The following is a 23752-nucleotide window of genomic DNA, read 5'->3' on the forward strand; positions in this document are numbered from 1 at the left end:
CTCTTCGAACTAATACGGATGTCAGAGACTAATTTTTACTATTTATTTTATACTTTCCTATATAATGAAAAATCTACATTCGTAATTCATTTATTCTTGACTTACAATTCTATAGTGATTGAACTCTAAAAGACATTGACTCAATAACTCTCAACAGTGCATTTGCAGTATCTAGTGAAGTGAAACAAATTACTCCATGTTCAGTAGCTTTTCTTCTGATTTTAAATCCATCTTTTTCACTAGATTTACCTTTTGTTGTAGTATTTATAACTATATCCACATCTCCATTTTGTATTGCATCTAAGACACTATAATCTGAATTATCTATTTTTCCAACTTTTTTAACTTTTAGTCCATGACCTTCAAAATATGTTCCTGTTCCTTCTGTTGCTAAAATTGAGAAACCTACATCAGAAAAACCTTTTGCAAGATTTAAAGCAGCTTCTTTATTTTTATCATCTATTGTAAATAGAACTCTACCATAATCTTTAATTTTTATTCCAGCAGCAGTAAGCCCTTTATATAATGCTTTTTGTAAATTTACATCTGTTCCTATAACTTCTCCTGTTGATTTCATTTCAGGCCCTAATGTTGTGTCAACATTCTTCAACTTTTGGAAACTGAATACAGGTACTTTTACAGAAACAAAATTTCCTACATCTGCAATATCTTTTGTAAATCCTAAGTCTCTTAATTTTTTACCTAAGATACATTGCATAGCTATATTTGCAACAGGAACTCCTGTAACTTTACTTAAGAATGGTACTGTTCTTGAAGCTCTTGGATTTACTTCAAGTACATAAATTTCTCCCTTACTTACAACATATTGAATATTGATAAGTCCCTTAACTTTTAGCCCACTAGCTAATTTTTTTGTATAGTCTATCAAAGTTTCAATTTCTTTTTCTGATAAACTTTGAGGAGGATATATTGATATTGAGTCTCCACTATGTACTCCTGCTCTTTCAATATGTTCCATTATTCCAGGTATAAAAGTATTTTCTCCATCAGATATAGCATCAACTTCTATTTCCTTACCTATCAAATATCTATCAATCAATACTGGATGTTCAGGATTTATATGTACTGCCTTTTCCATATATTTTTTTAAATCTTCATCATTATATACTATTTCCATAGCTCTACCACCCAATACATAAGATGGTCTAACTAAAACTGGATAACCAATTTCATTTGCATTCTTTAATGCTGTTTCAACATCAAATGCTGTTTTTCCTAATGGTTGAGGAATTTTTAAATCTATAAGTAATTTTTCAAATCTATCTCTATCTTCAGCTGTATCTATTGAATCAAGAGAACTTCCTAAAATTTGTATTCCATTTTTAACTAATTTATCAGCTAGGTTAATTGCAGTTTGCCCTCCAAATTGTACAACTACTCCAAGAGGTTTTTCTAGCTCTAAGATTTCCATAACATCTTCTTGTGTTAAAGGCTCAAAATATAGTTTATCTGAAATTGAGAAGTCTGTTGATACAGTTTCAGGGTTATTATTTATTACTATTGCTTCATAACCTAATTTCTTTATAGCCATAATAGCATGTACTGTTGCATAGTCAAATTCTATCCCTTGTCCTATTCTTATAGGTCCTGAACCAAGAACAACTATTTTTTCTTTATCGCTTCTAATTGACTCATTTTCAAATTCATAAGTTGAATAAAAATATGGAGTACTTGACTCAAATTCTGCAGCACAAGTATCAACCATTTTATACACAGGTCTGATATTGTTCTTATGTCTTAAATCAGTTATTTCTTTTTCTGTCATTCCCCATCTGTGAGCAATAACTCTATCTGAAAATCCAAATGTTTTTGCTTTTCTTAAAAGTCCTATATCATTTTTATTATCTTTTAATAAATGTTCCAGATCAATTATGTTTTTCATTTTATTTAAGAAAAATAAATCAATTTTTGTATATTCATGAATTTCTTCTATACTTACATTTCTTCTTAAAGCTTCTCCAATAAAGAATAATCTTTCATCTCCAGCAAGTTTTATTCTTTTTATTATTTTTTCTAAAGTAAATTCATCTCCATTTGGTAGTCCTAAATGATGAACTCCATATTCTAAAGATCTTATAGCTTTAAGTAGAGATTCTTCCAAAGTTCTACCTATTGCCATTATTTCTCCAGTTGCTTTCATTTGAGTTCCTAAATATCTATCTCCATCTCCAAACTTATCGAATGGAAATCTTGGAATTTTTGTAACAATATAGTCTATTGCTGGTTCAAAACAAGCATAAGAAGACTTAGTTACTGGATTTATAATTTCATCTAATGTCATTCCAACAGCTATTTTTGCTGCTATCTTTGCTATTGGATACCCTGTTGCTTTTGATGCAAGGGCTGATGAACGAGAAACTCTTGGATTTACTTCTATTATGTAATATTTAAATGAATTTGGATCCAATGCTATTTGAACATTACACCCTCCTTCAATTTTTAAAGCTCTTATTATTTTTAATGAAACATCTCTTAACATATGATGTTCTCTATCTGTTAAGGTTTGAGATGGAGCAACAACTATCGAATCCCCTGTATGTATTCCCACTGGATCTATATTTTCCATGTTACATACAACTATTGCTGTATCATTGCTATCTCTCATAACTTCATATTCTATTTCTTTAAGACCAGCTATTGATTTTTCAAGCAAACATTGATGAACTGGAGAATAGTTTAAGCCATTTGGTACAATTTCTTCTAAATCTTGACTATTATAGCAAATTCCTCCTCCTGTTCCTCCCATTGTAAATGCTGGTCTTACTATAACTGGATACCCTATCTCTTTCACAAATTTTTCTGCTTCTTCTAAAGTATGAACTATAGCAGAATCTGGAACTGGTTCATTCAATTCATTCATCAAATCTCTAAACAATTCTCTATCTTCTGCTTGTTTTATAGAATTTAATTTTGTTCCTAAAATTTCAACTCCACATTCTGTTAAAACTCCACTTTCATATAAATCAACAGCTAAATTTAATGCAACTTGTCCTCCCAAAGTTGGAAGTAAAGCATCTGGTCTTTCTTTTCTTATTATTTTTGATAAAAATTCAACAGTTAAAGGTTCTATGTAAACCTTATCTGCAATTTCTTTATCTGTCATTATTGTTGCTGGATTTGAATTTACAAGTATTACTTCATATCCTTCTTCTCTTAATGATAAACAAGCTTGTGTCCCAGCATAATCAAATTCTGCAGCTTGTCCTATTATTATTGGTCCTGAACCTATTACAAGTATAGTTTTTATATCTTTTCTTTTTGGCATTAATCTCACTCCCATTATTTCATATTCTTATCAATATTCTTTATAAATTCATCAAACAAATAACTTGAATCATGTGGTCCAGGTGCTGCTTCTGGGTGATATTGAACAGAAAATACTGGATATTTTTTATGTCTTACTCCTTCACAGCTTCTGTCATTTATTGCAATATGTGTTAATTCTAAATCTGTATCTTTTAACGAATCTATATCAACAGCATACCCATGATTTTGAGAAGTAATATCTACTCTTCCAGTTATAAGATTTTTTACCGGGTGGTTTCCTCCTCTATGACCAAACTTTAGTTTATATGTTTTAGCTCCACAAGCTAGGGAAATTAGCTGATGCCCCATACATATTCCAAATATAGGTACTTTACCTATTATTCCTTTTATCATTTCAATGCTTTCTTTTGCATCTTCCGGATCTCCAGGTCCATTTGTAAGCATAACTCCATCTGGCTCTAATCTTAAAAGTTCTTCTGCCTTTATGTTATGAGGAACTACTATTACATCACAACCTCTTGTTGTTAATTCTCTAACTATACCTATTTTCATTCCTAAATCAACAAGTACAACTCTTCTTCCTCTTCCTAATGCTGGTGAAATAGATTTTGATGAAACTTGTTCAATTTGATTTGTTGGTAAAGTAGTTTTTCTCAATTCTTCCACAACTTCATCTACATTTCTATCAATAGAAACTAAACACCCTTTTATAACTCCCTTTGTTCTAATTTTTCTTGTTAAACTTCTAGTATCTATTCCATATATTCCTGGAATATTAAAAGTTTTTAAAGCTTCATCTAAAGTTTTTTCATTTCTAAAATTTGATGGAGTAGTACATAATTCTTTCACTATCATACCTTTTATGCAAGGATTCATAGATTCAAAATCATCTCTGTTTATTCCATAATTTCCTATAAGTGGATAAGTAAAAGTAACTATTTGACCATTGTATGATGGGTCTGATAATGTTTCTTGATAACCTGTCATTGAAGTATTAAAAACTACTTCTCCTATACTTTCAATATCTGCTCCAAAGGCATATCCTTTGTATACAGTTCCATCTTCTAAAACTAACTGTCTGTTGTACATAAAAGCATCTCCTTTATAATAATTTCTCTTAAATTTCTTTATATGCTATTTTTCCATTACTGATTGTTAATACTGGTACTCCAAAAACTTTTTCATTAGTATAAGGTGTATTTTTACCTTTACTCAAAAAATTATCTGGATTTATTATCATTTCTTTTTCTAAATCTATTACAACTATGTCTGCAAAAGAATTTTCTTCTAACTTTCCATAGGGTAAATTAAATATCTTTGCTACATTCTCCGACATCAACTTAACTAATAGTTCTAAAGAAAATATATCTGTTTTAACAAACTTTGTATAAAGTTGTGCAAAAGCTGTTTCTGAGCCTACTATACCGAATGAAGATTTTTCAATTCCTCTTTGTTTTTCTTCAATAGTGTGTGGAGCGTGGTCTGTTGCTATAATATCTATTGTCCCATCTAAAATTGCAGCTATTAAAGAGTTTCTATCTTCTCTTGCTCTCAAAGGAGGATTCATTTTCCACATTCCATTGTCTTCCTTTATATCATCTTCACAACTTAATAAGTGATGTGGTGTAACTTCACAAGTTACCTTTATTCCATTTCTTTTTCCATCTCTCACAGCTCTTACTGATTCCTTTGCTGAAATATGACAAACATGATAATGACAGTTTGCTGCTTCAGCTAAAAGTATATCTCTTGCTACTTGAGTTGATTCACATATTGAAGGAATCCCTTTTATTCCTAGCTCTGCACTTCTTTTACCATCATGCATTGCACCCCCTCTTATAAGTGAATTATCTTCACAATGTGCAACTATAGCTTTATTTAATTTGCTCCCCATAAGCATCGCTTCGTACATAACATTAGCACTTTGAACTCCACGACCATCATCAGTAAAAGCAAATACATTGTTAGCTATACTTTCCATATCTGAAAGTTCCTTACCATATTCTTCTTTTGTTATTGCACCATAAGGAATAGCTCTAATTACAGAATCTTTTTTTATTATATCTAACTGTCTATTTAAAGTTTCTACACTATCAGGAACAGGATTTAAGTTAGGCATAGTCATAACAGTTGTAAATCCCCCTCTTGCTGCTGCTCTTGAAGCCGTATAAATAGTTTCCTTTTGTGGAAACCCTGGTTCTCTCCAATGAACATGAGCATCTATAAAACCTGCCGTTACAAATTTATCTTTTACATCTATTGTATTTTCATCTGTAATATCTATATTTTTTGAAATTTTTTCTATCTTGTCATTTTTTATTAAAATATCTACTCTTTCAAATTTACCATTTTTTAAAATCTTACAATTTTTTAATAACATAAATTCTCCCTTTCTATTTTGAAAAATAGTTCGTTACTAGCCAGATTTCTTAACGAATAAAAATTAAGAATTCGCTGTAATTTCGGCAAAACTTGCCAACAAGTTGGCTTCAAACACGCCGACAATTACTCGGCTCATTCTATTTAATTTTTATCCTAAAATCTGGAATGTAACTCTCTTATTTTTCAATAATCTTACAACTTGTTATTATCGATAATATATTCAAGTATTGCCTGTCTCATAAACATTCCATTTTTCATTTGTTCAAATATAAGAGATTTTTCACTTTCAACTAAACTATCTGCTATTTCTACATCTCTATTTACTGGAGCAGGGTGCATTATAATTGCTTTCTCTTTTAATCTTTTGTATCTTTCTTCTGTCAAGCCATAATTTTTATGATAATTTTCTTTTGAAAACTCAGATTTTTCTTTACTATCTGTATGTCTTTCATGTTGAACTCTTAAAAGCATACAAATATCTACTTTATCTATTACATCATCAAAGTTTACAAATTCTCCTAGACTTTTATCTTTCCATATTTCAGGTGCTACAAATTGAACCTTAGCTCCTAGTCTTGTAAGTGCTTTTTTATTACTTCTTGCAACTCTAGAATTTTTTATATCTCCAGCAATAATTATATTTAAATCCTCAAATTTTCCATAAGTTTCATATATAGTCATAATATCTAAAAGGCATTGCGAAGGGTGTTCTCCACTTCCATCTCCACCATTTATTACAGGTATTTTTAAATTTTCAAGTTGTTTGTAGTATTCATTTTCTGAATGTCTTATTACCAACATATTAACTCCTATCATTTCGAGAGTTTTACAAGTATCATAAAGAGTTTCTCCCTTTTGAATAGAAGAAGTTGAAACTTCAAAATCAACAACATTTAGATTTAATTTTTTTTCTGCAACTTCAAAACTTTTCTTTGTACGAGTTGAATTTTCAAAAAACAAATTTGCAACAAACAAATCATTTCTTTTTTTATTCTCTGCTCCTTTTTTTAGTTCTAAAGCTCTTTTTACCAATGATACTATTTCTTCATTTGTTAAATCTTCCATAGACAACAAATTTTTCATAAAAAAACCTCCTAAATAGTCTTACACTACTTAGAAGGTCATAAAATTAAAATTCTAGGACATTCTAAATAGGTAAATCAACTAATTACAATATTACAACCTCTTCTTTTCCATCTAATTCTTTCAAATATACTTCTATATTTTCTGAATGAGAAGTTGGTATATTCTTCCCTATAAAATCTGCCCTTATTGGTAATTCACGGTGTCCTCTATCAATTAAACAAGCTAGTTGAATTTTAGCTGGCCTTGACTTGCTAAGAATTGCATCAAGTCCCGCTCTTATAGTTCTTCCTGTATACAATACATCATCAACTATAACAACAACTTTCCCTGTTAAATCACTTTTAAATTCTGTTTTTTTAATATCTAAGTCAAAATTCTTCCTATCAATATCATCACGATAATAAGTAATATCAATAGTTTCTAGTGGAATAGCAATATTTTCAATTTCTAATACTTTTTGTTTTATTCTTTCTGCTAGAATATCTCCTCTGCTTTTTATTCCAACTAAAACAATATCTTCTACTGATTTATTTCTTTCAATAATTTCATATGATATTCTAGTAATCGATCTTTGTATGCCATTTTCATCTAATAATATTTTCATTTTTACCTCACAAATAATGTTAATAAAAAAACCTAAAACCAAAGGCTTTAGGTAAACACACAAAAATATAGACTAAAAAATATTAGCCATCCACACCCTTGTTAGCCTCTCTGGACTCTCTTAAAAGGAAATATTTAATTTTATCTATTTTATAATATTTTTCAATATTTGTCAAGAAGAAAAAGAAGACGAGAAAGTAAGATTTATCTAATTTAATTAAAGTTAAAATTTGTAAATTAAAAAAAATATGTTAAAATAATATAAAATTATTTATTCTTAATTAGGAAGGTGATAAAATGAAAAAAATTATTTTTAGCTTATTTTTAATTTTAGCAATTGCTAGTTATGCTGTCCCAAGCTTTGTAGATAAAAGAAGAGTCGAAAATAAAGGCTATACTTTTACTCAAGATATTGAAAATTTTACTGTAACTTTTCAAAAAACAGATAAAGATGGTGCAACAACAATAGCATATTGGTATGGTGCTCCTGATCCTAGTCCAGCTGAATTAAATAAATCTTTAAAAAGCGAAGCTAGTCAAGAACTAACTTCAAAACAATCTTTAAAAATGGGGAGAGCTTTAGTTGAAAAATATTCAGGTAAGGAAGGTTTTCTATACACTATAGTTTTCAAAAACTCTAAACCAGCTGATGTGTTAACTTCAGTTGCATATTTTACTCCTAATGAATATCCAAGTAATCAGTTAAATAAATTAGTAGATAAACTACTTGCTGAATCTGAATCATTTATAAAATAATATGTGGAATATTAAATTAGAAAAGTCTCTTGACAGCCGTATGAGTTCTATGAGCTCAATGAAAACTGACTCTTCGAACTAATATGAATGTCAGAGACTGGTTTTTGCTATTTTAATTTATATTTTCCTATAGAGCAAAAAAAGAAGCTTCTTTTCCAAGAAGCCTCTTTTTTTATTTATTATAAGGTTGGTATGATATCAAAATATTTTATTTTTTTATTTTGCTTTGCAAATTAAATTTTATTGTTTATAGCTTATTATACATCTTATTTTAAAAATATGCAAGTCTTTTTCTCAAAATCTTAAAAATCACTAAAAATCACTATAAATACATTGCTTAATAGCTATTCTCTATTAAAAATTATATCATTTTCTCATTTTTTATCAATTTTTTTATCCTGAAAAGAATATATTATTATATAAAATTAAGTTAGCTAATTAAAATTTTTATTTTATTTTTTTGTTTTTATTTAATTGTTTTTATTAGCTAAATATGTTATACTGATACATCATTAATAAAGTGAATACTCTTGACGACTGTATAAATTTTTAAGGTTATTTAAACATTCTCAACTAATACTAATATTAAGAACTATTTTTTGCTTTTTAAATTTATATTTTTCTATGTTCTTAAAAGAGTTTATTGAAGAAAAAATTTTTTATATTAATTTAAAATAATAAACAAAGATAAAAGAGGAGACTAATATTTTGATAAAGTATATAATAAAAAGAGTCTTATATCTAATTCCTATCTTGATCGGAGTAACTTTTTTAACATTTTTAATGTTATACCTAGCTCCATCAGATCCTATATCAATGAAATATACCTCAATGGCTACTGTTGGAGACTCAAAATATATAGAAAATAAAAAACAAGAAATGGGACTAAATGATACTTTTATAAAACAGTATTTAAGATGGTCTAAAAATGTTTTATCTGGTGATTTAGGAATATCTACTAAATATAATGTACCAGTAAAAGATGAAATAAGTAAACGACTTCCTAAAACTTTAGCATTAACTGGAACATCTATTTTTATAACAATTTTTTTAGCTTTCCCTCTTGGAATAATCTCAGCTCAATATAAAAATAAATGGCTAGATTATATTATAAGATTTTTTTCATTTATAGGTATTTCCATCCCTAGTTTTTGGTTAGGTTTAATGTTAATGTATTTCTTTTCAGTGAAATTCAAGCTTTTACCTATTATTGGAAGTAATGGAATAAAAAGTCTTATTCTTCCTTCAATAACACTTTCAGTATGGTTGATTGCTGTTTATATAAGAAGAATTAGAGCTTGTATACTTGAAGAAATAAACAAAGATTATGTAATTGCATTAAAATCAAAAGGGATTTCATATTCAAAAATAATGTTTTTTCATGTTCTCCCAAACTCATTATTAACAATAGTTACAATGTTTGGAATGTCAATAGGAGCTATATTGGGTGGAACAACAATAATTGAAACAATATTTGAATATCGTGGCCTTGGTAAAATGGCAGCAGATGCTATAACTAATAGAGATTATTTTTTAATGCAAGGTTATGTTATTTGGACAGCTATAATTTATGTAGTAATTAATCTTATTGTAGATATTCTTTATAAATATCTTAATCCTAAAATTAGAATAGGAGATGAAAATTAATGTTAAATAAAAAAATTGATTATAAATTTTCTACAATTTTCATACTAGCTATCCTTATAATTTTAATTACAGTTTTTGCAAGCTATATAGCTCCATATAATCCTGACTACCAAAATTATGAAGCTATATCTCAGGCTCCAAATTCTAATTACTTACTAGGAACTGATTATGTTGGAAGAGATATTTTATCAAGAATACTTTATGGAGGTAGATATTCACTACTAATTGCATTATTAGTAACTTTATTAGTTGCTTTCATTGGAATTATAATAGGACTTATATCTGGTTATTCAGGAGGCATAATTGATATTATTATTATGAGAATTGTTGATATGATAATGTCATTTCCTTATATAGTTTTTGTAATAGCAATTGTAACAATTTTTGGAGGGGGATTAAAAAATTTAATTTTAGCTATGACTTTAATTAGCTGGACTAACTATGCAAGAGTTACAAGAGCCATGGTAATCTCTCTGAAAAATAATGATTTTATTAATCAAGCTAAATTAAGTGGAGCTAGTGATATAAGAATTATGTATAAATATTTAGCTCCTAATGTTTTACCATATTTAATTGTTCTAACAACACAAGATATTGCAAATAATCTTTTAACTTTATCAAGTCTGTCTCTTTTAGGAATAGGTGTTCAACCTCCAACAGCAGAATGGGGACTTATGTTAAGTGAAGGTAAAAAATATATTCAAACAGCTCCCTGGATACTTTTTTTTCCAGGAATAGCAATATTTATTTGTGTAATTGTTTTTAATTTACTTGGGGATAGTTTAAGAGATATTCTTGATCCTAAAAAGTAATTTTTATATTTTAATTTTATTTATAGGAGGAAATTGTGAAGAAAAAAGTATTATTAGGAATTTTTTTAGCCCTTATTTCAATTGGAATTTTATCAAGTTGTGGTAGTGAAAAAACTACTTCAGCAACTGAAACTAAGGGTGGACATATGAATGTTGCTCTTTATTGGTTTGGAGAAACATTGGACCCTGCATTAGACTGGGATGGTTGGACTTTAACAAGAGCTGCTGTTGGAGAAACATTAGTAACTGTCGATGAAAATTTACAATTAGTAGGACAATTAGCAGATTCTTGGGAAAATGTTGATGAAACAACTTGGAAATTTCATATTCGTCAAGGTGTAACTTTCCAAAATGGAAATCCTTTAACTCCAGAAGCAGTAAAATCTTCTATTGAAAGAACTGTAAAATTGAATGAAAGAGGAGAAAATGCTTTAAAACTAGCTAGTATAGATGTAGATGGAGAATATGTAATTATAAAAACAAAAGAACCATATGGAGCATTTTTAGCAAATATCTCTGATCCAATGTTTATAATAGTTGATACTAGTGTTGATACTTCTAAGTTTAAAGAAACTCCTGTTTGTACAGGTCCATACATGGTAACTTCATTTAAACCTGCTACTTCATTTGAGGTTACTGCTTACGAAAATTATTGGGGTGGAAAACCTGCACTTGATAGTATAACTGTTTTTGATATAGAAGATGATAATACAAGAGCACTTGCATTACAATCAGGAGATGTTGACATGGCTCAAGGTGTAAGAGCTGGAGATATAGCTTTATTTACTGATAATAAAGATTATGTTGTTAAATCAACAACAGGAACTCGTATTGAATTTATGACAATGAATACAGTAAAATCTCCTTTGAAAGATAAAAATCTTCGTTTAGCTATCAACTCAGCAGTTGACTATGATACTATAGCAAAAGTCGTTGGTGGAGGAGCTGTTGCTGCTAAAGCACCGTTTCCAGCTAGTGCTCCTTATGGTTACAATGAACTTAATAAACAAGCTTTTGATATAGAAAAAGCTAAAAATCTTTTAACTGAAGCAGGTTATAAAGATACAAACAATGATGGTTTTGTTGATAAAGATGGAAAAAATCTTGAAATAAATATTTATGGAACAGCTGGTGGAAACACTAGAGCAAACTCAACAGTAGCTGAACTTTTAGAAGCTCAATTAAAAAATGCAGGAATAAAAGCTAATATAAAAATAGCTGAAAATCTTGATGAAATTAAAAAGAATTTAGAATTTGATCTTTTATTCCAAAACTGGCAAACAGTTTCAACTGGAGATTCTCAATGGTTCCTAGATAATGCTTTCAAGACTGATGGAAGTGGAAACTATGGTAAATATAGTAATAAACAATTAGATGATTTAATCAATGAACTTGCAACAACATTTGATGTAAAAGAACGTCAAAAAATAACAAAAGAAGCTAGTCAAATAATAATAGACGAAGCTTATGGAACATACATAGTAAGCCAAGCTAATGTAAATGTATCTAATAATAAAGTAGAAAATATGGCTAATTTCCCAATAGATTATTATTTCTTAACAGCAAATACAAAAATATCAAAATAGGAAAGTGATTTTATGAAACCTCTATTAGAAATTAAAAATTTGAATATCAACTATAAAAATTCTATAAAAGCCGTTAAAAATGTTAGTTTAACATTAGAAGATAATCAAATTATTTCAATAGTTGGTGAAAGTGGAAGTGGTAAGAGCACTCTCATAAGAGCTATTCTGAAATTACTTCCAATGGGTGGAGAAATAGAAAGTGGTAATATCTTTTTCTTAGAGAAAGATATTCTCAATCTAAATAAAAATGAACTCAATAAGCTTAGAGGAAAAGATATAGGAATGATATTTCAAGATCCTAATTCAACAATGGATCCTATAAAAACTATTGAAAAACAGTTTATTGAATATATTTTAGAGCATAATAACATATCAAAAAAAGAAGCTATTGATTTAGCAAAAAAATATTTGTTGAAACTTAATTTAATAGATGTAGAAAGAGTTTTAAAATCTTATCCCTTTGAACTTTCAGGTGGAATGAAGCAACGTGTTTCTATTGCTATGGCAATGGCACAAAATCCTAAATTATTATTAGCTGATGAGCCTACAAGTGCCCTTGATGTTACTATACAAGCTCAAGTTATTAATGAACTAAAAAAAATTAGAGAAAATTTTAAAACATCTATTATTTTAGTCACTCATAATATGGGAGTTGCTGCTTATATATCTGATAAAATTGCCGTTATGAGAAATGGAGAAATTGTTGAATTTGGAGATAGAGATCAAATTATAAAGAATCCTCAACATGATTATACAAAATCATTATTAAATGCCATTATAAATTTAAAATAGAAGTTTAGGGAGAGCTATGAAAGAAGATTTATTAATTATAAAAAATATTTGTAAAACATTTAAAATCGATAAAAATAAAGAATTAGAAGCTCTTAAAAATGTAAATATTATCTTAAAAAAAGGCGAATGTATAGGCATTGTTGGGGAATCTGGTTGTGGAAAGTCTACTCTAGCTAGAATTATAATTGGGATAGAAGAAAAAACATCTGGAAAAATTATCTTTGATAATAAAGAAATAGATGATATTTTAAAAACAAAAGATATTCAAATGATATTTCAAAATCCTCTTTCATCTTTTAATCCACGTATGAAAATTGTAGATTATATGTGGGAACCACTTAGAAACTATTTTAAATTATCTAAAAAAGAAAGCATCTCTATAATCAAAAAATCCTTGATAGATGTTGGTTTAGATGAAACTACTTTGGAAAAATATCCTCATGAATTTTCAGGGGGACAACTTCAAAGAATTACAATAGCTAGAGCAATAATTACTAAGCCTAAATTAATAGTTTGTGATGAAATTACCAGTGCATTAGATGTTTCAGTTCAAAAACAAATCTTAGAACTTTTAAAAAAATTACAACAAAATTTAGAACTATCTTATCTTTTTATTGGTCATGATTTAGCTGTTGTTCAAGATATAAGTCAAAAAATAGTTGTTATGTATATGGGTGAAATTGTTGAGGAATTAAACTCTGCTGATTTAAAAACTAAAGCAAAACACCCTTATACAAAATTACTTTTAAATTCTATTTTTGAAGTTGATAAAATAGATTAAATAAAGTTTCTTAACAACTGTATTAGTTCTATGAGCTTAATGAACACACGCTCTTTGAAATAATACAGATATCAGAGACTAATTTTTATTTTTTAATTTATATAATCAAAAAATCCTTGATAACCGTATGAATCAATTATACAGCTATCAAGGATTAACTTTTTAATATTAATTTATACTTCTACTTTACTCTCTCTAACAAAAATAAAATTTTTCTCATCTGAAATATTTTCATCAAATATATATTTATCTATGGATACCTTTTTTATATCTTCAATATTAGAAATTTCTTTTTTAATTAAATAATCTAAATATTTTCCTCTAGCTCTCTTACTATAATTACTTATTGATTTCAAATTCCCTTTATGATTTTCTTTAAAGTCTAATGTTATCATAGGAATATTTTTATCTATAATCTTTGAAAATTCTGAGGAAGCTAAATTCAATAATACTTCTTCAGCTTTTAAACTATTTTTTATATGGAAATTTACTTCTTTTTTCCAAAAATTATATAGACTTTCTTCCATTATCTTCATTGTCATATCTAATCTATACGGCTTTATTTTTTCAAAAGGTAAAGCTATCCCATAAAAAGCCGACAAAAGAAAAAGATTATCTCTAATATAACTTAAAGAAGCATCTGAATACTCTTCTAAATTCAATTCCTTATATGCAACCCCATTATATAAAGATATTGCATACAATTCTTCTAATACATCATATTTTCTGTAATTCTCAATAGTTTCTTCAAGTAATTTCCCTTTTATTTTCATAATATTTGAAATTTCTTCATTATTTTTTTTCTTTAATAATTGTAATAATTCTTTTCTTTTTAATTTAAAACTTTCATCAATACTTTGATTTTTTTTATTAAAAAGTACTTCTACTTTTCTCATCTCTTTACTTGGAGAAAATATTATTTTCATCATTACTCCCATTCTTTAATAAAACCATAATATATTTTTGTATTATCTCCAGTAACATCAAGTATATTTATATCTGTAATATAGCATTCTTCTTTTTTTACGACTACTCCATTAACTTCGACTTCACCGTCAATTACAAAAAGAAATATAATATTACTATCTTTTTCAAGATGTAATTTACATAGCTTTTGAACTTCTCTAAAATATAAGTCCCCTCTTATACCTTTTAACATTAAGTTAAAATCTCTAAATTTACCATAAGAATAAGTTTCCCAATCTCCTCTAAAACGATCTATCTGATAATCTTCCATATCTACTTCATAATGTCCCGTATGAGATAGTTTCATTTCTCCTTCCAATTTAGAAATGTATCTATCCACTCCTGGTAGTTTTGTAAAAAGAGATTCTGCTGGGTCATTTGTTGTTGCAACACTTATACGAGCTTTAAAAACTCTTTCAGCATAGTTTGAATTTTCTGGGTAAATAAAAATTTCATTTGTTACTCCACCAGACCACACAGAGACTTTCCAATCTTCCTTTTTTATAACCTTATACATTTTCCCCTCCTATCTCATCGCATAAAATATCTAAACCATTAATATTAATATTCATACATATTATAATTATACAACCTTTTTTATAAAAGTAAAATAAAAAAACTACACATTATTGTGTAGTAGTAATCTTAGATGGTGGTTGGGGAAGGATTCGAACCTTCGAAGGCGGAGCCGTCAGATTTACAGTCTGATCCCTTTGACCGCTCGGGAACCCAACCATGCTATTAAATTTAGTGGTACCCCGTAGGGGAATCGAACCCCTGTTTCCAGAGTGAAAATCTGATGTCCTAACCACTGAACGAACGGGGCACTGGTGCCGCTTATCGGAGTCGAACCAATCACCTACTGATTACAAGTCAGTTGCTCTACCAGATGAGCTAAAGCGGCTTATGTCGTTTAGAGACATTCACTATAATACATTATTTTCTATCTTTTGTCAACTCTTTTTTTATTTTTTTTCTACTTTTTAAAAATTTTATCAATTTCTTCTTGTTGATATTTTCTTTTTTGTTTCATATTATTAAGTAATTCATTATTTATAGAAATTTTATTTTTTTCATCAAGTTCATCTAACTTTTTTATTATTTCTACATTCAATATATTATTTTCTTTAAAGATTTTTTCTATTTCTAAAAGTTTAAAATATGAAATTGCTTTTAAATTTCTATCAGCCCCAACTCTATCTATTGTGTTAAGTTGAATCTTATCGTATCTTATTTTATTTTCTTTTAAAAATTCTATGATTCCTTTTATATTCTCATAGCTGTCTGTAACATTTTCTATAATAAAAATCTCTATCCAAATTTCCCCTTTAAAATTAGAATGACTCATCTTAATAAAGCCCTCTTTTACTTCTTCTATATGAGTACTTTTATCCGGTCTAACTAACTTTTCAAAAATCTCTTGATTTACTGTACTTAAAGTTGGAATTAACAAATCTGCCCTTTCTATTTCTTTTATAACATCAGCATTATTCAATAGTAAACTATTTGTAATTACTGCTATTTTACCTTTATAAACTAAGTTATCTTTAATAAAATTTATAATATTCCCTAAATCTAAACTTAAAGTTGGTTCTCCACTTCCAGAAAAAGTTATATAATTTGGCGTAATAGATTTTAAAACTTCTCTTATTTCAAATTTTATTTCTTCAATATCTTTAAATATTTTTCTATCTAATATTATTTTTTTAGTTGCTCCACATTCACAAAACACACAATTTAAGTTACAACTTTTATTTACAACTAAATCTACCCCTAAAGAAATTCCCAATCTTCTAGATGGAACCGGTCCAAAAACATGCTTATACATAGTATCACTTCCTAAACATAATTTTACCTTATTTTACCACTTTATTTTATTTTTTTCTAAATAAATTATCTAAATACTTTATTAAACAAATACTTTCTAAGTATATAATAAATAAAGTCTCTGACGTCCGTATTAGTTCGAAGAGCCTGTGTTCATTGAGCTCGTAGAACTCATACGGCTGTCAAGAGACTAATTTTTATTATTTAATTTTATACTTTCCTATAGAACAAAAAAAAGACTGTTACAAAAATTTATAACAATCTTTTAATTCTATTTTATGAAAGTTCTTATTTTCTTACTAATGGTTTACCACAACAAGAAAATTCACAACATTCGTGAGCATGTTTGTGAGTTTCACAATTTTCATCATCTGCACAATTACATTGATTTTTTACCTCTATTTCGAAATCACAACATTGACATTTATAAACTTCACCTTTTTTCATATTTTCACAACTTACCATAAAAAAACCTCCTCTATATTTTAAAAACTTTTTTATATACCTATCTAGGTATATACATTATACCCTACCCTGTATACTATGTCAAGTATTTTTTTTTATTTTTTTTTATTACAATAGAAAGAATATATATCTATAAAAAAGTCTCTTGCCGTATGAGGCTGGCTTTTAGTATTTAATTTTATACTTTCCTATAGAATAAAATATATTCATTTTTTTTATTCTATGATAAAATAAATTACTTTAGTTTATATAGAAGGAGTTATAGAATGGAAGTAAGGTATGCTAATAAAGATGAAAAAAATATTGCTATAAATTTTTGGAAAGAAAGTTTTAAAGATACTGATGAACAAATAAATTTTTATTTCAATGAAATTTTTGACCATAATAATTACTTAATTTTAGAAGATGAAGAAAAAATTGTTTCTTCTTTGCATGAAAATCCATATATTCTAAATTTTAATTCTCAAAAAATTGATACAAAATATATAGTCGGTGTTTCATCAGATATAAGCTTGAGAAATAAGGGATATATGAAATACTTATTGACTTCTATGTTAACCCTTTCAAAGAGGAAAAATTTGCCTTTTGTTTTTTTAACTCCTATCAATCCAGAAATATATAGAAAGTTTGATTTTGAATATTTTTCTGATATTGAATATTATTCTTTTTCTATTGAAGAATTAATTGAGTTTAAAAAACCTTCTAATAATTATGGCTACTTAAAAATAAACGAAAAAAATATAAAGTTTTGTGTAAAAGATCTTATTAAAATTTATAACTTTAATATGAAAAATAATTTTTCATATTTAGAAAGAGATGAATACTATTTTAAAAAATTATTAAAAGAAACTTTTGTAGATGAAATGAAAACTTATATTCTATATAAAGATAATATCCCATCTGCATATATTATTTATGGTTTAGAAAATGATACGGTTGAAATAAGAGAATGTTTTGCTATGGATCCAACTTCCTATAAGGAAATTTTATCCCTTATATATGGATACAGAGATTATTATTCAAAAGTTAACTTAGCTTCTCCTAAAGGTTCTAATATTAATTTTATTTTTAGTAATCAGTTAAAAATAGAAAGAAAAATTTTACCTTTCATGATGTTAAGAATTTTAAATCCTATAAATGTTTTTAAAATTTTAAATTTAGAAAATACAAATCTAAAAATATCTATAATAGATAAAACTCTAAGTGAAAATACAGGTCTTTATACTTTAAATAAAGACATTACCTTTTCTAAAGATATAAATGAGGCTGATATAGAAATAGATATCAAAGATTTAGTTTTTTTAGTTAGTGGTTATTTTTCTGTCGAGGAATTATTGAAATTAAATAAAATAAAAATTCTAGAGAGCAATAAAGAAAATGCTTTGATTGAAAAATTAAATAAAATATTTAAGAAAAAAAAATCTTATCTTTATGAATTTTTATAATCTCCATAAGTTTTGTGCTATAATTAATAAAAATATTAATTAGATTGGAGGTTCCCTATGACTTATATATTTTGGTTAGTTTTAACAATAATTTTTACTATCATTGAATTTACTGTACCAGCTTTAGTTACCGTTTGGTTTGCTATTGCATCTGCACTGACAATTCCAGTATCATTCTTTACGAATGATCCTAAAATAGATATTATATTTTTTACAATCATCTCTGTTTTATCTATTCTTTTCATTAGACCCTATGCTAAAAAATGTTTGAATAGAAATCATCTAAACTCTGATGCTACAATAATTGATACTGCTGTAATAATTACAAAAATTATTGATGTAAAATCTAAAGAAAAAACTTATGAAGTAAGATATAAATCTTCTATCTGGACAGCTATTAGCAGTGATATTTTTGAATTAGATGATAGTGCTAGAATAGTTAGTTTTAAAGGAAATAAAATTATTATAAATAAAGTCTCTTGACAGCCGTATGAGTTCTACGAGCTGAATGAGCACAGGCTCTTCGAACTAATCCGGACGTCAGAGACTAATTTTTGCTATTTAATTTTATACTTTCCTATAAAATAAAAAAATAAATTAGGAGGTTTTAATATGTTAGTTATACCATTTTTTGTACTTTTACTTATTCTTATAGCTCTTATAACATTGAAAGCTATAAAAATAATTCCAGAATCACAAGTTTATGTTATTGAAAAATTAGGAAAATATTCTGAATCTTTAAACTCTGGTCTTAACTTTATCAATCCTTTTTTTGATAGAGTTTCAAGAATTGTATCTTTAAAAGAACAGGTAGTTGACTTTGAACCACAAGCCGTTATCACTAAAGATAATGCAACTATGCAAATAGATACTGTTGTTTATTACCAAGTCACTGATCCTAAATTATATACTTATGGAGTTGAAAGACCACTTTCTGCCATAGAAAATTTAACAGCTACCACTCTTAGAAACATTATTGGAGATATGACTGTTGATGAAACTTTAACTTCAAGAGATATTATTAATACAAAAATGCGTCAAGAACTTGATGAAGCCACAGATCCTTGGGGAATTAAAGTCAACCGTGTTGAGTTAAAAAGCATATTGCCACCAAACGATATTAGAATTGCTATGGAAAAAGAAATGAAAGCTGAAAGAGAAAAAAGAGCAAAGATTTTAGAAGCACAAGCAGTTAGAGAATCTGCTATTCTTGTTGCAGAAGGAGAAAAACAATCTGCTATTCTGAGAGCTGAGGCTGAAAAAGAAGTTAAAATTAAAGAAGCAGAAGGTAAAGCTCAAGCAATTATTGAAATTCAAAGAGCAGAAGCTGAGGCAATTAAAATATTAAACGATGCTAAACCTAGTAAAGAAATCTTATCTTTAAAATCTCTTGAAACATTTGAAAAAGTTTCTAATGGTCAGGCAACAAAAATTATTATTCCTAGTGAAATACAAAATTTAGGTGGACTAATACAAAGTATAAGAGAAATTAAATAATCAAAAACCCTTGATATTCGTATAAATTTTTATCAGCTTAACGATTGTAAGCACGATAAATTAGTACAAATGTCAGGGGTTATTTTATTAAACAATAAGCTCTGGCTCTTCGAACTAATACGTAAAGACTAATTTTCATTATTTAATTTTATACTTTCCTATAGAATAAAAAAACTGTACTTGAATTTTGATTTCAAAAGACAAGTACAGTCAAAATTTTTTATTTTATAAATTACTAGTTTCCAGCTCTTAAAGCTTGAATTTTTTGGAAATCAGCTATAACTGCTTTTTGTTGTTCCATTTCAGCATTTAATTTCTTTAAAGCTCCTTCATATTTAGAAGCTAAATCTTGATATTGAGATTTGTAGAATCTTGTGTTAGCTTCAGCAGAAAGTTTTTGAGCTCTTTCAGATAATTCAGAATAAACTCTTTCATTTTGTGCTAATGCTTCACTTGCAGCAACTGCTTGTTGTCTTTCTTCTTCAAATCTTGCTTCTTCTTGATTAGCTAGATTTTGGTATTCAGCATCTAGTGCTTGTAATTCTCCTATCAAATTGTCTTCAGCAAAAGCTGATGCAGAAACAGCTAAAACTGCTAATAATAAAAATTTTTTCATTTCTTACCTCCCAAAGTAATTTATAGTTATCTATAATAATATAATTATACAAAAAAATTCTAAAAAAAACAATAGTTTTTTGATACAAATTAAAATTTTATTAAATTATGAGAAATATAAAATCTATAATCATTCTAGAAATATTATTTTTAAATTTTTTACATTATATCACAAAAGTTTATTTTTTAAAATATAATCAAGCAAATATCTTTTTTTGTTTTCAAGCTTTTCTTCCAAAACTAAATCTAATAATTTATTTTTAATTTCTCCTATTTCTTTACCTTGATAACCTAATTTCTGAATCTCATATCCATCTATATCTAAATCATTAATAGATATTTCCATATTCTTTTTCACAGCTTCCTCTAATCTGTCAAACAAATTGCTTTCAACCTTTACAACTTCTATATTTTTAGATTCATTATCAGCAATAGTATGCTCTATTAGTCTTTTCATATTTTCATATCCTAAGATAGATAATAACTTATTTAATTTTTTATCCGTAAGATCCTTATATAACTGTGTATGATATTTTATTAACTCACTAACTATATTTATAAATTTTGTAGGAAATTTTAAACTCATTAAAATTTCCTTAGCTTTCTCTGAGCCTACTGTATCATGACCTTTATAGTGAGCAATTCCTTTATCATCAAAAGTTTGAACAAGCGGTTTAGCTATATCATGCAAAAGAGCAGTATATTTCAAAACAAGATCATTCGGAACTTTTTCTACAACATTAACAATATGTGTAAACAAATCAAAACTATGATGTGGATTACACTGATTATAGGAATACGTTATTTTTAATTCTGGAATAATCAACTCTAAGACCCCTGTTTCTTTCATTAAAAACAAAGTATTTTTTATATTTTCCCCAAGTATTAACTTATCTAATTCAATTTTTATTCTTTCTTTAGGTAAACTAATTATCGTATTTCTTTGGTTCTTTATAGCACTTATAGTATCATTTGATAACGAGAAATTTAAAGTACTCATAAATCTAAAAGCTCTTAATATACGTAAAGGGTCTTCTATAATTCTTTCTTCAGCTAAACCAACAAAATTTATAATCTTATTTTCTATGTCATTTTGACCATTATATAGATCTATAAGCCCATTTTCTAAATTATATGCCATGGCATTTATTGTAAAATCTCTCCGAATTAAGTCTTCATCAACATCATCTAAAAACTCAATTTTTTCTCCCTCTGGAAGTAACTTTAGTCCATTTTTTTCAATATATAAGTCTTTTCTAAACTTTGCAATTTCATATTCTTTATTAGCACATATTATTTTTAATACCCCAAAAGATTTCCCTATCTCCTTAGGATTACAATCTTTAAATAGATTTTTTAAAGTTTCATAAGATAAATTTGTTGTGAAGTCCACATCTTTAGGTTTTTTCCCTAATAAAATGTCTCGAACAGCTCCACCAACAACATATCCTTTTCCATATTTATTTAAAATATTTAGAATATTTATTTCAACCAAATTAAAATTATCCTTAGAAATTTTTTGCATAAAAATCCCTCTTCTCTACATAATTATAGCCAGAATAAATAAAGTTCTTAACAATAGTACTTTAATCTCAACAAATAAAGTCTCTTGACAGCCGTATGAGTTCTACGAGCTCAATGAACACAGGCTCTTCGAACTAATACGGACGTCACAGAGACTAATTTTTACTTTTCAAATTTATACTTTCTATCACTTATATTCCAATAAAATTTTTAGGCTCTATTAATACTTCTACTCTACTACAATATTATTAATATCATCGAAAAAAATCTCTGTAGTTATTATTATAACTCTATCCCCTTCTTTTATACAATCTGTCCCTTTAGGAAATATAGGAAGTCCATCTCTGATTATATAAGCAATCATCAAGTTTTTCTTTATTTTTAAATCTTTTAGAGGAATATTATTTACTTTATTATTACCTCTTATCAAAAATTCAACAGCTTCAACTCTGTTATTTTCTAATCTATATAAATTCTCAATCAAACTTTTTCTTTTTCCACTCAAAGAACGAATAACTTTTACTATATTATCAGCAATGATCTTTTTAGGAGTAATAATAGATTGAAAACTATTATCCCCTAAAATATTTACTAAAGATAGTTTATTAAGCTTTGTAATTATCTTTTTAATTCCTATTTTTTTTGCATAAATAGATATAAACATATTCACCTCATCTATCCCTGTAATAGAGATACATGAGTCATAATTTTTAAAATTTTCTTCTTTTAAAGTTTCTTCACTACTACCATCACCATTTATAACAGAGGCTCCTTCTAAAGCCTCACTAAATCTATTTGCTTTTTGTAAGTTTTGTTCTACTATTTTTACAGAAATATGATCCTTTAAAAGTTCTTTTGCTAAATAATGAGAAATTATTCCCGCACCGATAATAAAAGCAGATTTAATTTTCTTATTATTTTTCCCTAATTTATCTTGAAATTTTAGTATTTCTTCATTACTACCAGTTACATAAATTCTATCATTCGGTTTAATAAAATTATTTCCAGATGGAATAATAATTTCATCTCCTCTTTTAATAATACAAACCAATAAGTTAGGAAAATATTTTTGCTTAAAATCTAATATAGATACATTTTCTAAAATAGAATCTTCTTCTATGCTAAACTCAACCAATTTTAATTTTCCGTCCAAAAATGTTTCAACATTCAATGCATCTGGGAAATCAATATTTTTTTTAATATCCTTTGCTGCTTCAAGCTCTGGGTTTATGACTAAATCTATTCCTAAAGAATCAGTCATAAAAGATATTTGAGAAGAGTAATCAATACTTCTTACCCTAGCTATAGTATATTTAGCTCCTAATTTTTTTGCAATAACAGAAGCTATAATATTAATTTCATCTTTTTCTGTTACAGATATAAAAACATCAGCTTTGGGTACCCCTGCTTCCATTTGAACATCATAACTTGTACCATTTCCAACAAATCCCATAATATCATTGTTTGATAGAATTTTTTCAAGAGTCTTAGCTTCTTTCTCAACAAGTATAATATCATTACCTTCAAGTGACAAATCTTGGCAAAGTAGCTCTCCTACTTTTCCTGCTCCAATAATAACAATTTTCATAGAAACTCCTGTCTTAATTTATTATTTTTAACTTTTAAATTTTAATTTGTTGATTTAAAAATAGTTCGTTATAACCAGATTTTTTAACGATT

Annotated in this window: 21 protein-coding genes and 3 tRNA genes; 9 read left to right on the forward strand and 15 right to left on the reverse strand. The window is 27.2% G+C overall.

Annotated elements, in window-relative coordinates; genetic code table 11:
• Positions 1-109 precede the first annotated feature (109 nt).
• The 5 genes from carB to pyrR all read right to left on the reverse strand — a co-directional run bounded on the left by carB (position 110) and on the right by pyrR (position 7360).
• Entirely contained in the window at positions 110-3286 is a 3177-nt protein-coding gene (carB, locus tag BQ2505_RS02980; protein ID WP_074016316.1) for a carbamoyl-phosphate synthase large subunit, read from the reverse strand.
• Positions 3287-3300: 14 nt separating this feature from the next.
• On the reverse strand, positions 3301-4377 hold the full coding sequence (gene carA / locus BQ2505_RS02985; protein ID WP_074016317.1) for a glutamine-hydrolyzing carbamoyl-phosphate synthase small subunit: 1077 nt from the start codon (positions 4375-4377) through the stop codon (positions 3301-3303).
• A gap of 28 nt (positions 4378-4405) precedes the next feature.
• Positions 4406-5668, reverse strand: coding sequence for a dihydroorotase (locus tag BQ2505_RS02990; protein ID WP_074016318.1), 1263 nt, complete (start codon positions 5666-5668; stop codon positions 4406-4408).
• 194 nt (positions 5669-5862) lie between these two features.
• Positions 5863-6753, reverse strand: a complete 891-nt coding sequence (locus BQ2505_RS03000) for an aspartate carbamoyltransferase catalytic subunit (RefSeq protein WP_074016319.1) — start codon at positions 6751-6753, stop codon at positions 5863-5865.
• An 85-nt stretch (positions 6754-6838) separates the two neighbouring features.
• Positions 6839-7360: a bifunctional pyr operon transcriptional regulator/uracil phosphoribosyltransferase PyrR gene (pyrR, locus tag BQ2505_RS03005; protein ID WP_074016320.1), complete on the reverse strand. Its 522-nt coding sequence runs from the start codon at positions 7358-7360 to the stop codon at positions 6839-6841.
• Between the two features lie 296 nt (positions 7361-7656).
• Here pyrR and BQ2505_RS03010 point away from each other — a divergent pair, with 296 nt between their 5' ends.
• From BQ2505_RS03010 to BQ2505_RS03035, 6 genes are all read left to right on the forward strand, one after another.
• Positions 7657-8115 carry a hypothetical protein gene (locus tag BQ2505_RS03010; protein WP_074016321.1) on the forward strand — a complete coding sequence of 153 codons (459 nt, stop codon included), beginning with the start codon at positions 7657-7659 and terminating at the stop codon, positions 8113-8115.
• Positions 8116-8823: 708 nt separating this feature from the next.
• A complete protein-coding gene (gene nikB / locus BQ2505_RS03015) occupies positions 8824-9762 on the forward strand; it encodes a nickel ABC transporter permease (protein WP_074016322.1) in 939 nt (312 codons plus the stop codon).
• Positions 9762-10574 carry a nickel transporter permease gene (gene nikC / locus BQ2505_RS03020; protein ID WP_074016323.1) on the forward strand — a complete coding sequence of 271 codons (813 nt, stop codon included), beginning with the start codon at positions 9762-9764 and terminating at the stop codon, positions 10572-10574. Before nikB ends, nikC begins: the two co-directional genes overlap by 1 nt.
• A gap of 35 nt (positions 10575-10609) precedes the next feature.
• A complete protein-coding gene (locus BQ2505_RS03025; RefSeq protein ID WP_074016324.1) occupies positions 10610-12160 on the forward strand; it encodes an ABC transporter substrate-binding protein in 1551 nt (516 codons plus the stop codon).
• A gap of 12 nt (positions 12161-12172) precedes the next feature.
• Positions 12173-12952 (forward strand): ABC transporter ATP-binding protein, encoded by a 780-nt coding sequence (locus tag BQ2505_RS03030; protein ID WP_074016325.1) that lies wholly within the window; start codon positions 12173-12175, stop codon positions 12950-12952.
• Positions 12953-12968: 16 nt separating this feature from the next.
• Positions 12969-13733, forward strand: coding sequence for an ABC transporter ATP-binding protein (locus tag BQ2505_RS03035; protein WP_074016326.1), 765 nt, complete (start codon positions 12969-12971; stop codon positions 13731-13733).
• 173 nt (positions 13734-13906) lie between these two features.
• Here BQ2505_RS03035 and BQ2505_RS03040 read toward each other — a convergent pair whose 3' ends face one another.
• The 7 genes from BQ2505_RS03040 to BQ2505_RS08815 all read right to left on the reverse strand — a co-directional run bounded on the left by BQ2505_RS03040 (position 13907) and on the right by BQ2505_RS08815 (position 16991).
• A complete protein-coding gene (locus tag BQ2505_RS03040; protein ID WP_074016327.1) occupies positions 13907-14659 on the reverse strand; it encodes a YaaA family protein in 753 nt (250 codons plus the stop codon).
• A gap of 2 nt (positions 14660-14661) precedes the next feature.
• Positions 14662-15216: a HutD/Ves family protein gene (locus BQ2505_RS03045; RefSeq protein ID WP_074016328.1), complete on the reverse strand. Its 555-nt coding sequence runs from the start codon at positions 15214-15216 to the stop codon at positions 14662-14664.
• A 133-nt stretch (positions 15217-15349) separates the two neighbouring features.
• Positions 15350-15434: transfer RNA gene (locus BQ2505_RS03050), tRNA-Tyr, on the reverse strand.
• 16 nt (positions 15435-15450) lie between these two features.
• Positions 15451-15525 (reverse strand) — tRNA-Glu (locus BQ2505_RS03055).
• Between the two features lie 2 nt (positions 15526-15527).
• Positions 15528-15603, reverse strand: a tRNA-Thr gene (locus BQ2505_RS03060).
• A 72-nt stretch (positions 15604-15675) separates the two neighbouring features.
• Positions 15676-16527: a radical SAM protein gene (locus BQ2505_RS03065; RefSeq protein WP_074016329.1), complete on the reverse strand. Its 852-nt coding sequence runs from the start codon at positions 16525-16527 to the stop codon at positions 15676-15678.
• A 287-nt stretch (positions 16528-16814) separates the two neighbouring features.
• Entirely contained in the window at positions 16815-16991 is a 177-nt protein-coding gene (locus BQ2505_RS08815) for a hypothetical protein (protein WP_143403543.1), read from the reverse strand.
• Between the two features lie 266 nt (positions 16992-17257).
• Between BQ2505_RS08815 and BQ2505_RS03070 the strand changes: the two genes are divergently transcribed.
• The 3 genes from BQ2505_RS03070 (at position 17258) to BQ2505_RS03080 (ending at position 19933) form a co-directional block, all read left to right on the forward strand.
• The gene (locus BQ2505_RS03070) at positions 17258-18436 is read left to right on the forward strand and encodes a GNAT family N-acetyltransferase (RefSeq protein WP_074016330.1); all 1179 of its coding nucleotides are present in this window, start codon (positions 17258-17260) and stop codon (positions 18434-18436) included.
• A 57-nt stretch (positions 18437-18493) separates the two neighbouring features.
• Positions 18494-18919, forward strand: a complete 426-nt coding sequence (locus BQ2505_RS03075; protein ID WP_074016331.1) for an NfeD family protein — start codon at positions 18494-18496, stop codon at positions 18917-18919.
• Between the two features lie 129 nt (positions 18920-19048).
• Complete coding sequence (locus BQ2505_RS03080; protein WP_074016332.1) at positions 19049-19933, forward strand: SPFH domain-containing protein; 885 nt, start codon at positions 19049-19051, stop codon at positions 19931-19933.
• Between the two features lie 235 nt (positions 19934-20168).
• Here the strand turns inward: BQ2505_RS03080 and BQ2505_RS03085 are convergent, their stop codons facing one another.
• From BQ2505_RS03085 to trkA, 3 genes are all read right to left on the reverse strand, one after another.
• Entirely contained in the window at positions 20169-20549 is a 381-nt protein-coding gene (locus BQ2505_RS03085) for an adhesion protein FadA (RefSeq protein ID WP_074016333.1), read from the reverse strand.
• A gap of 168 nt (positions 20550-20717) precedes the next feature.
• Positions 20718-22073, reverse strand: coding sequence for a CCA tRNA nucleotidyltransferase (locus tag BQ2505_RS03090; RefSeq protein ID WP_074016334.1), 1356 nt, complete (start codon positions 22071-22073; stop codon positions 20718-20720).
• 228 nt (positions 22074-22301) lie between these two features.
• Positions 22302-23660 carry a Trk system potassium transporter TrkA gene (trkA, locus tag BQ2505_RS03095; RefSeq protein WP_074016335.1) on the reverse strand — a complete coding sequence of 453 codons (1359 nt, stop codon included), beginning with the start codon at positions 23658-23660 and terminating at the stop codon, positions 22302-22304.
• Positions 23661-23752: the final 92 nt, after the last annotated feature.

The organism is Fusobacterium massiliense, from assembly GCF_900095705.1.
GTDB lineage: Bacteria > Fusobacteriota > Fusobacteriia > Fusobacteriales > Fusobacteriaceae > Fusobacterium > Fusobacterium massiliense.

Bases quoted from the DNA above. Each gene is read 5' to 3' on its own strand.
- BQ2505_RS03085 (WP_074016333.1), bottom strand. From the start codon at position 20,549: ATGAAAAAATTTTTATTATTAGCAGTTTTAGCTGTTTCTGCATCAGCT.
- BQ2505_RS03000 (WP_074016319.1), bottom strand. From the start codon at position 6,753: ATGAAAAATTTGTTGTCTATGGAAGATTTAACAAATGAAGAAATAGTA.
- BQ2505_RS03070 (WP_074016330.1), top strand. From the start codon at position 17,258: ATGGAAGTAAGGTATGCTAATAAAGATGAAAAAAATATTGCTATAAAT.
- BQ2505_RS03010 (WP_074016321.1), top strand. From the start codon at position 7,657: ATGAAAAAAATTATTTTTAGCTTATTTTTAATTTTAGCAATTGCTAGT.
- carB (WP_074016316.1), bottom strand. From the start codon at position 3,286: ATGCCAAAAAGAAAAGATATAAAAACTATACTTGTAATAGGTTCAGGA.
- pyrR (WP_074016320.1), bottom strand. From the start codon at position 7,360: ATGAAAATATTATTAGATGAAAATGGCATACAAAGATCGATTACTAGA.
- trkA (WP_074016335.1), bottom strand. From the start codon at position 23,660: ATGAAAATTGTTATTATTGGAGCAGGAAAAGTAGGAGAGCTACTTTGC.
- nikC (WP_074016323.1), top strand. From the start codon at position 9,762: ATGTTAAATAAAAAAATTGATTATAAATTTTCTACAATTTTCATACTA.
- BQ2505_RS03045 (WP_074016328.1), bottom strand. From the start codon at position 15,216: ATGTATAAGGTTATAAAAAAGGAAGATTGGAAAGTCTCTGTGTGGTCT.
- carA (WP_074016317.1), bottom strand. From the start codon at position 4,377: ATGTACAACAGACAGTTAGTTTTAGAAGATGGAACTGTATACAAAGGA.
- BQ2505_RS03090 (WP_074016334.1), bottom strand. From the start codon at position 22,073: ATGCAAAAAATTTCTAAGGATAATTTTAATTTGGTTGAAATAAATATT.
- BQ2505_RS02990 (WP_074016318.1), bottom strand. From the start codon at position 5,668: ATGTTATTAAAAAATTGTAAGATTTTAAAAAATGGTAAATTTGAAAGA.
- BQ2505_RS03035 (WP_074016326.1), top strand. From the start codon at position 12,969: ATGAAAGAAGATTTATTAATTATAAAAAATATTTGTAAAACATTTAAA.
- BQ2505_RS03030 (WP_074016325.1), top strand. From the start codon at position 12,173: ATGAAACCTCTATTAGAAATTAAAAATTTGAATATCAACTATAAAAAT.
- BQ2505_RS03080 (WP_074016332.1), top strand. From the start codon at position 19,049: ATGTTAGTTATACCATTTTTTGTACTTTTACTTATTCTTATAGCTCTT.
- BQ2505_RS03040 (WP_074016327.1), bottom strand. From the start codon at position 14,659: ATGAAAATAATATTTTCTCCAAGTAAAGAGATGAGAAAAGTAGAAGTA.
- BQ2505_RS03065 (WP_074016329.1), bottom strand. From the start codon at position 16,527: ATGTATAAGCATGTTTTTGGACCGGTTCCATCTAGAAGATTGGGAATT.
- BQ2505_RS03075 (WP_074016331.1), top strand. From the start codon at position 18,494: ATGACTTATATATTTTGGTTAGTTTTAACAATAATTTTTACTATCATT.
- BQ2505_RS08815 (WP_143403543.1), bottom strand. From the start codon at position 16,991: ATGGTAAGTTGTGAAAATATGAAAAAAGGTGAAGTTTATAAATGTCAA.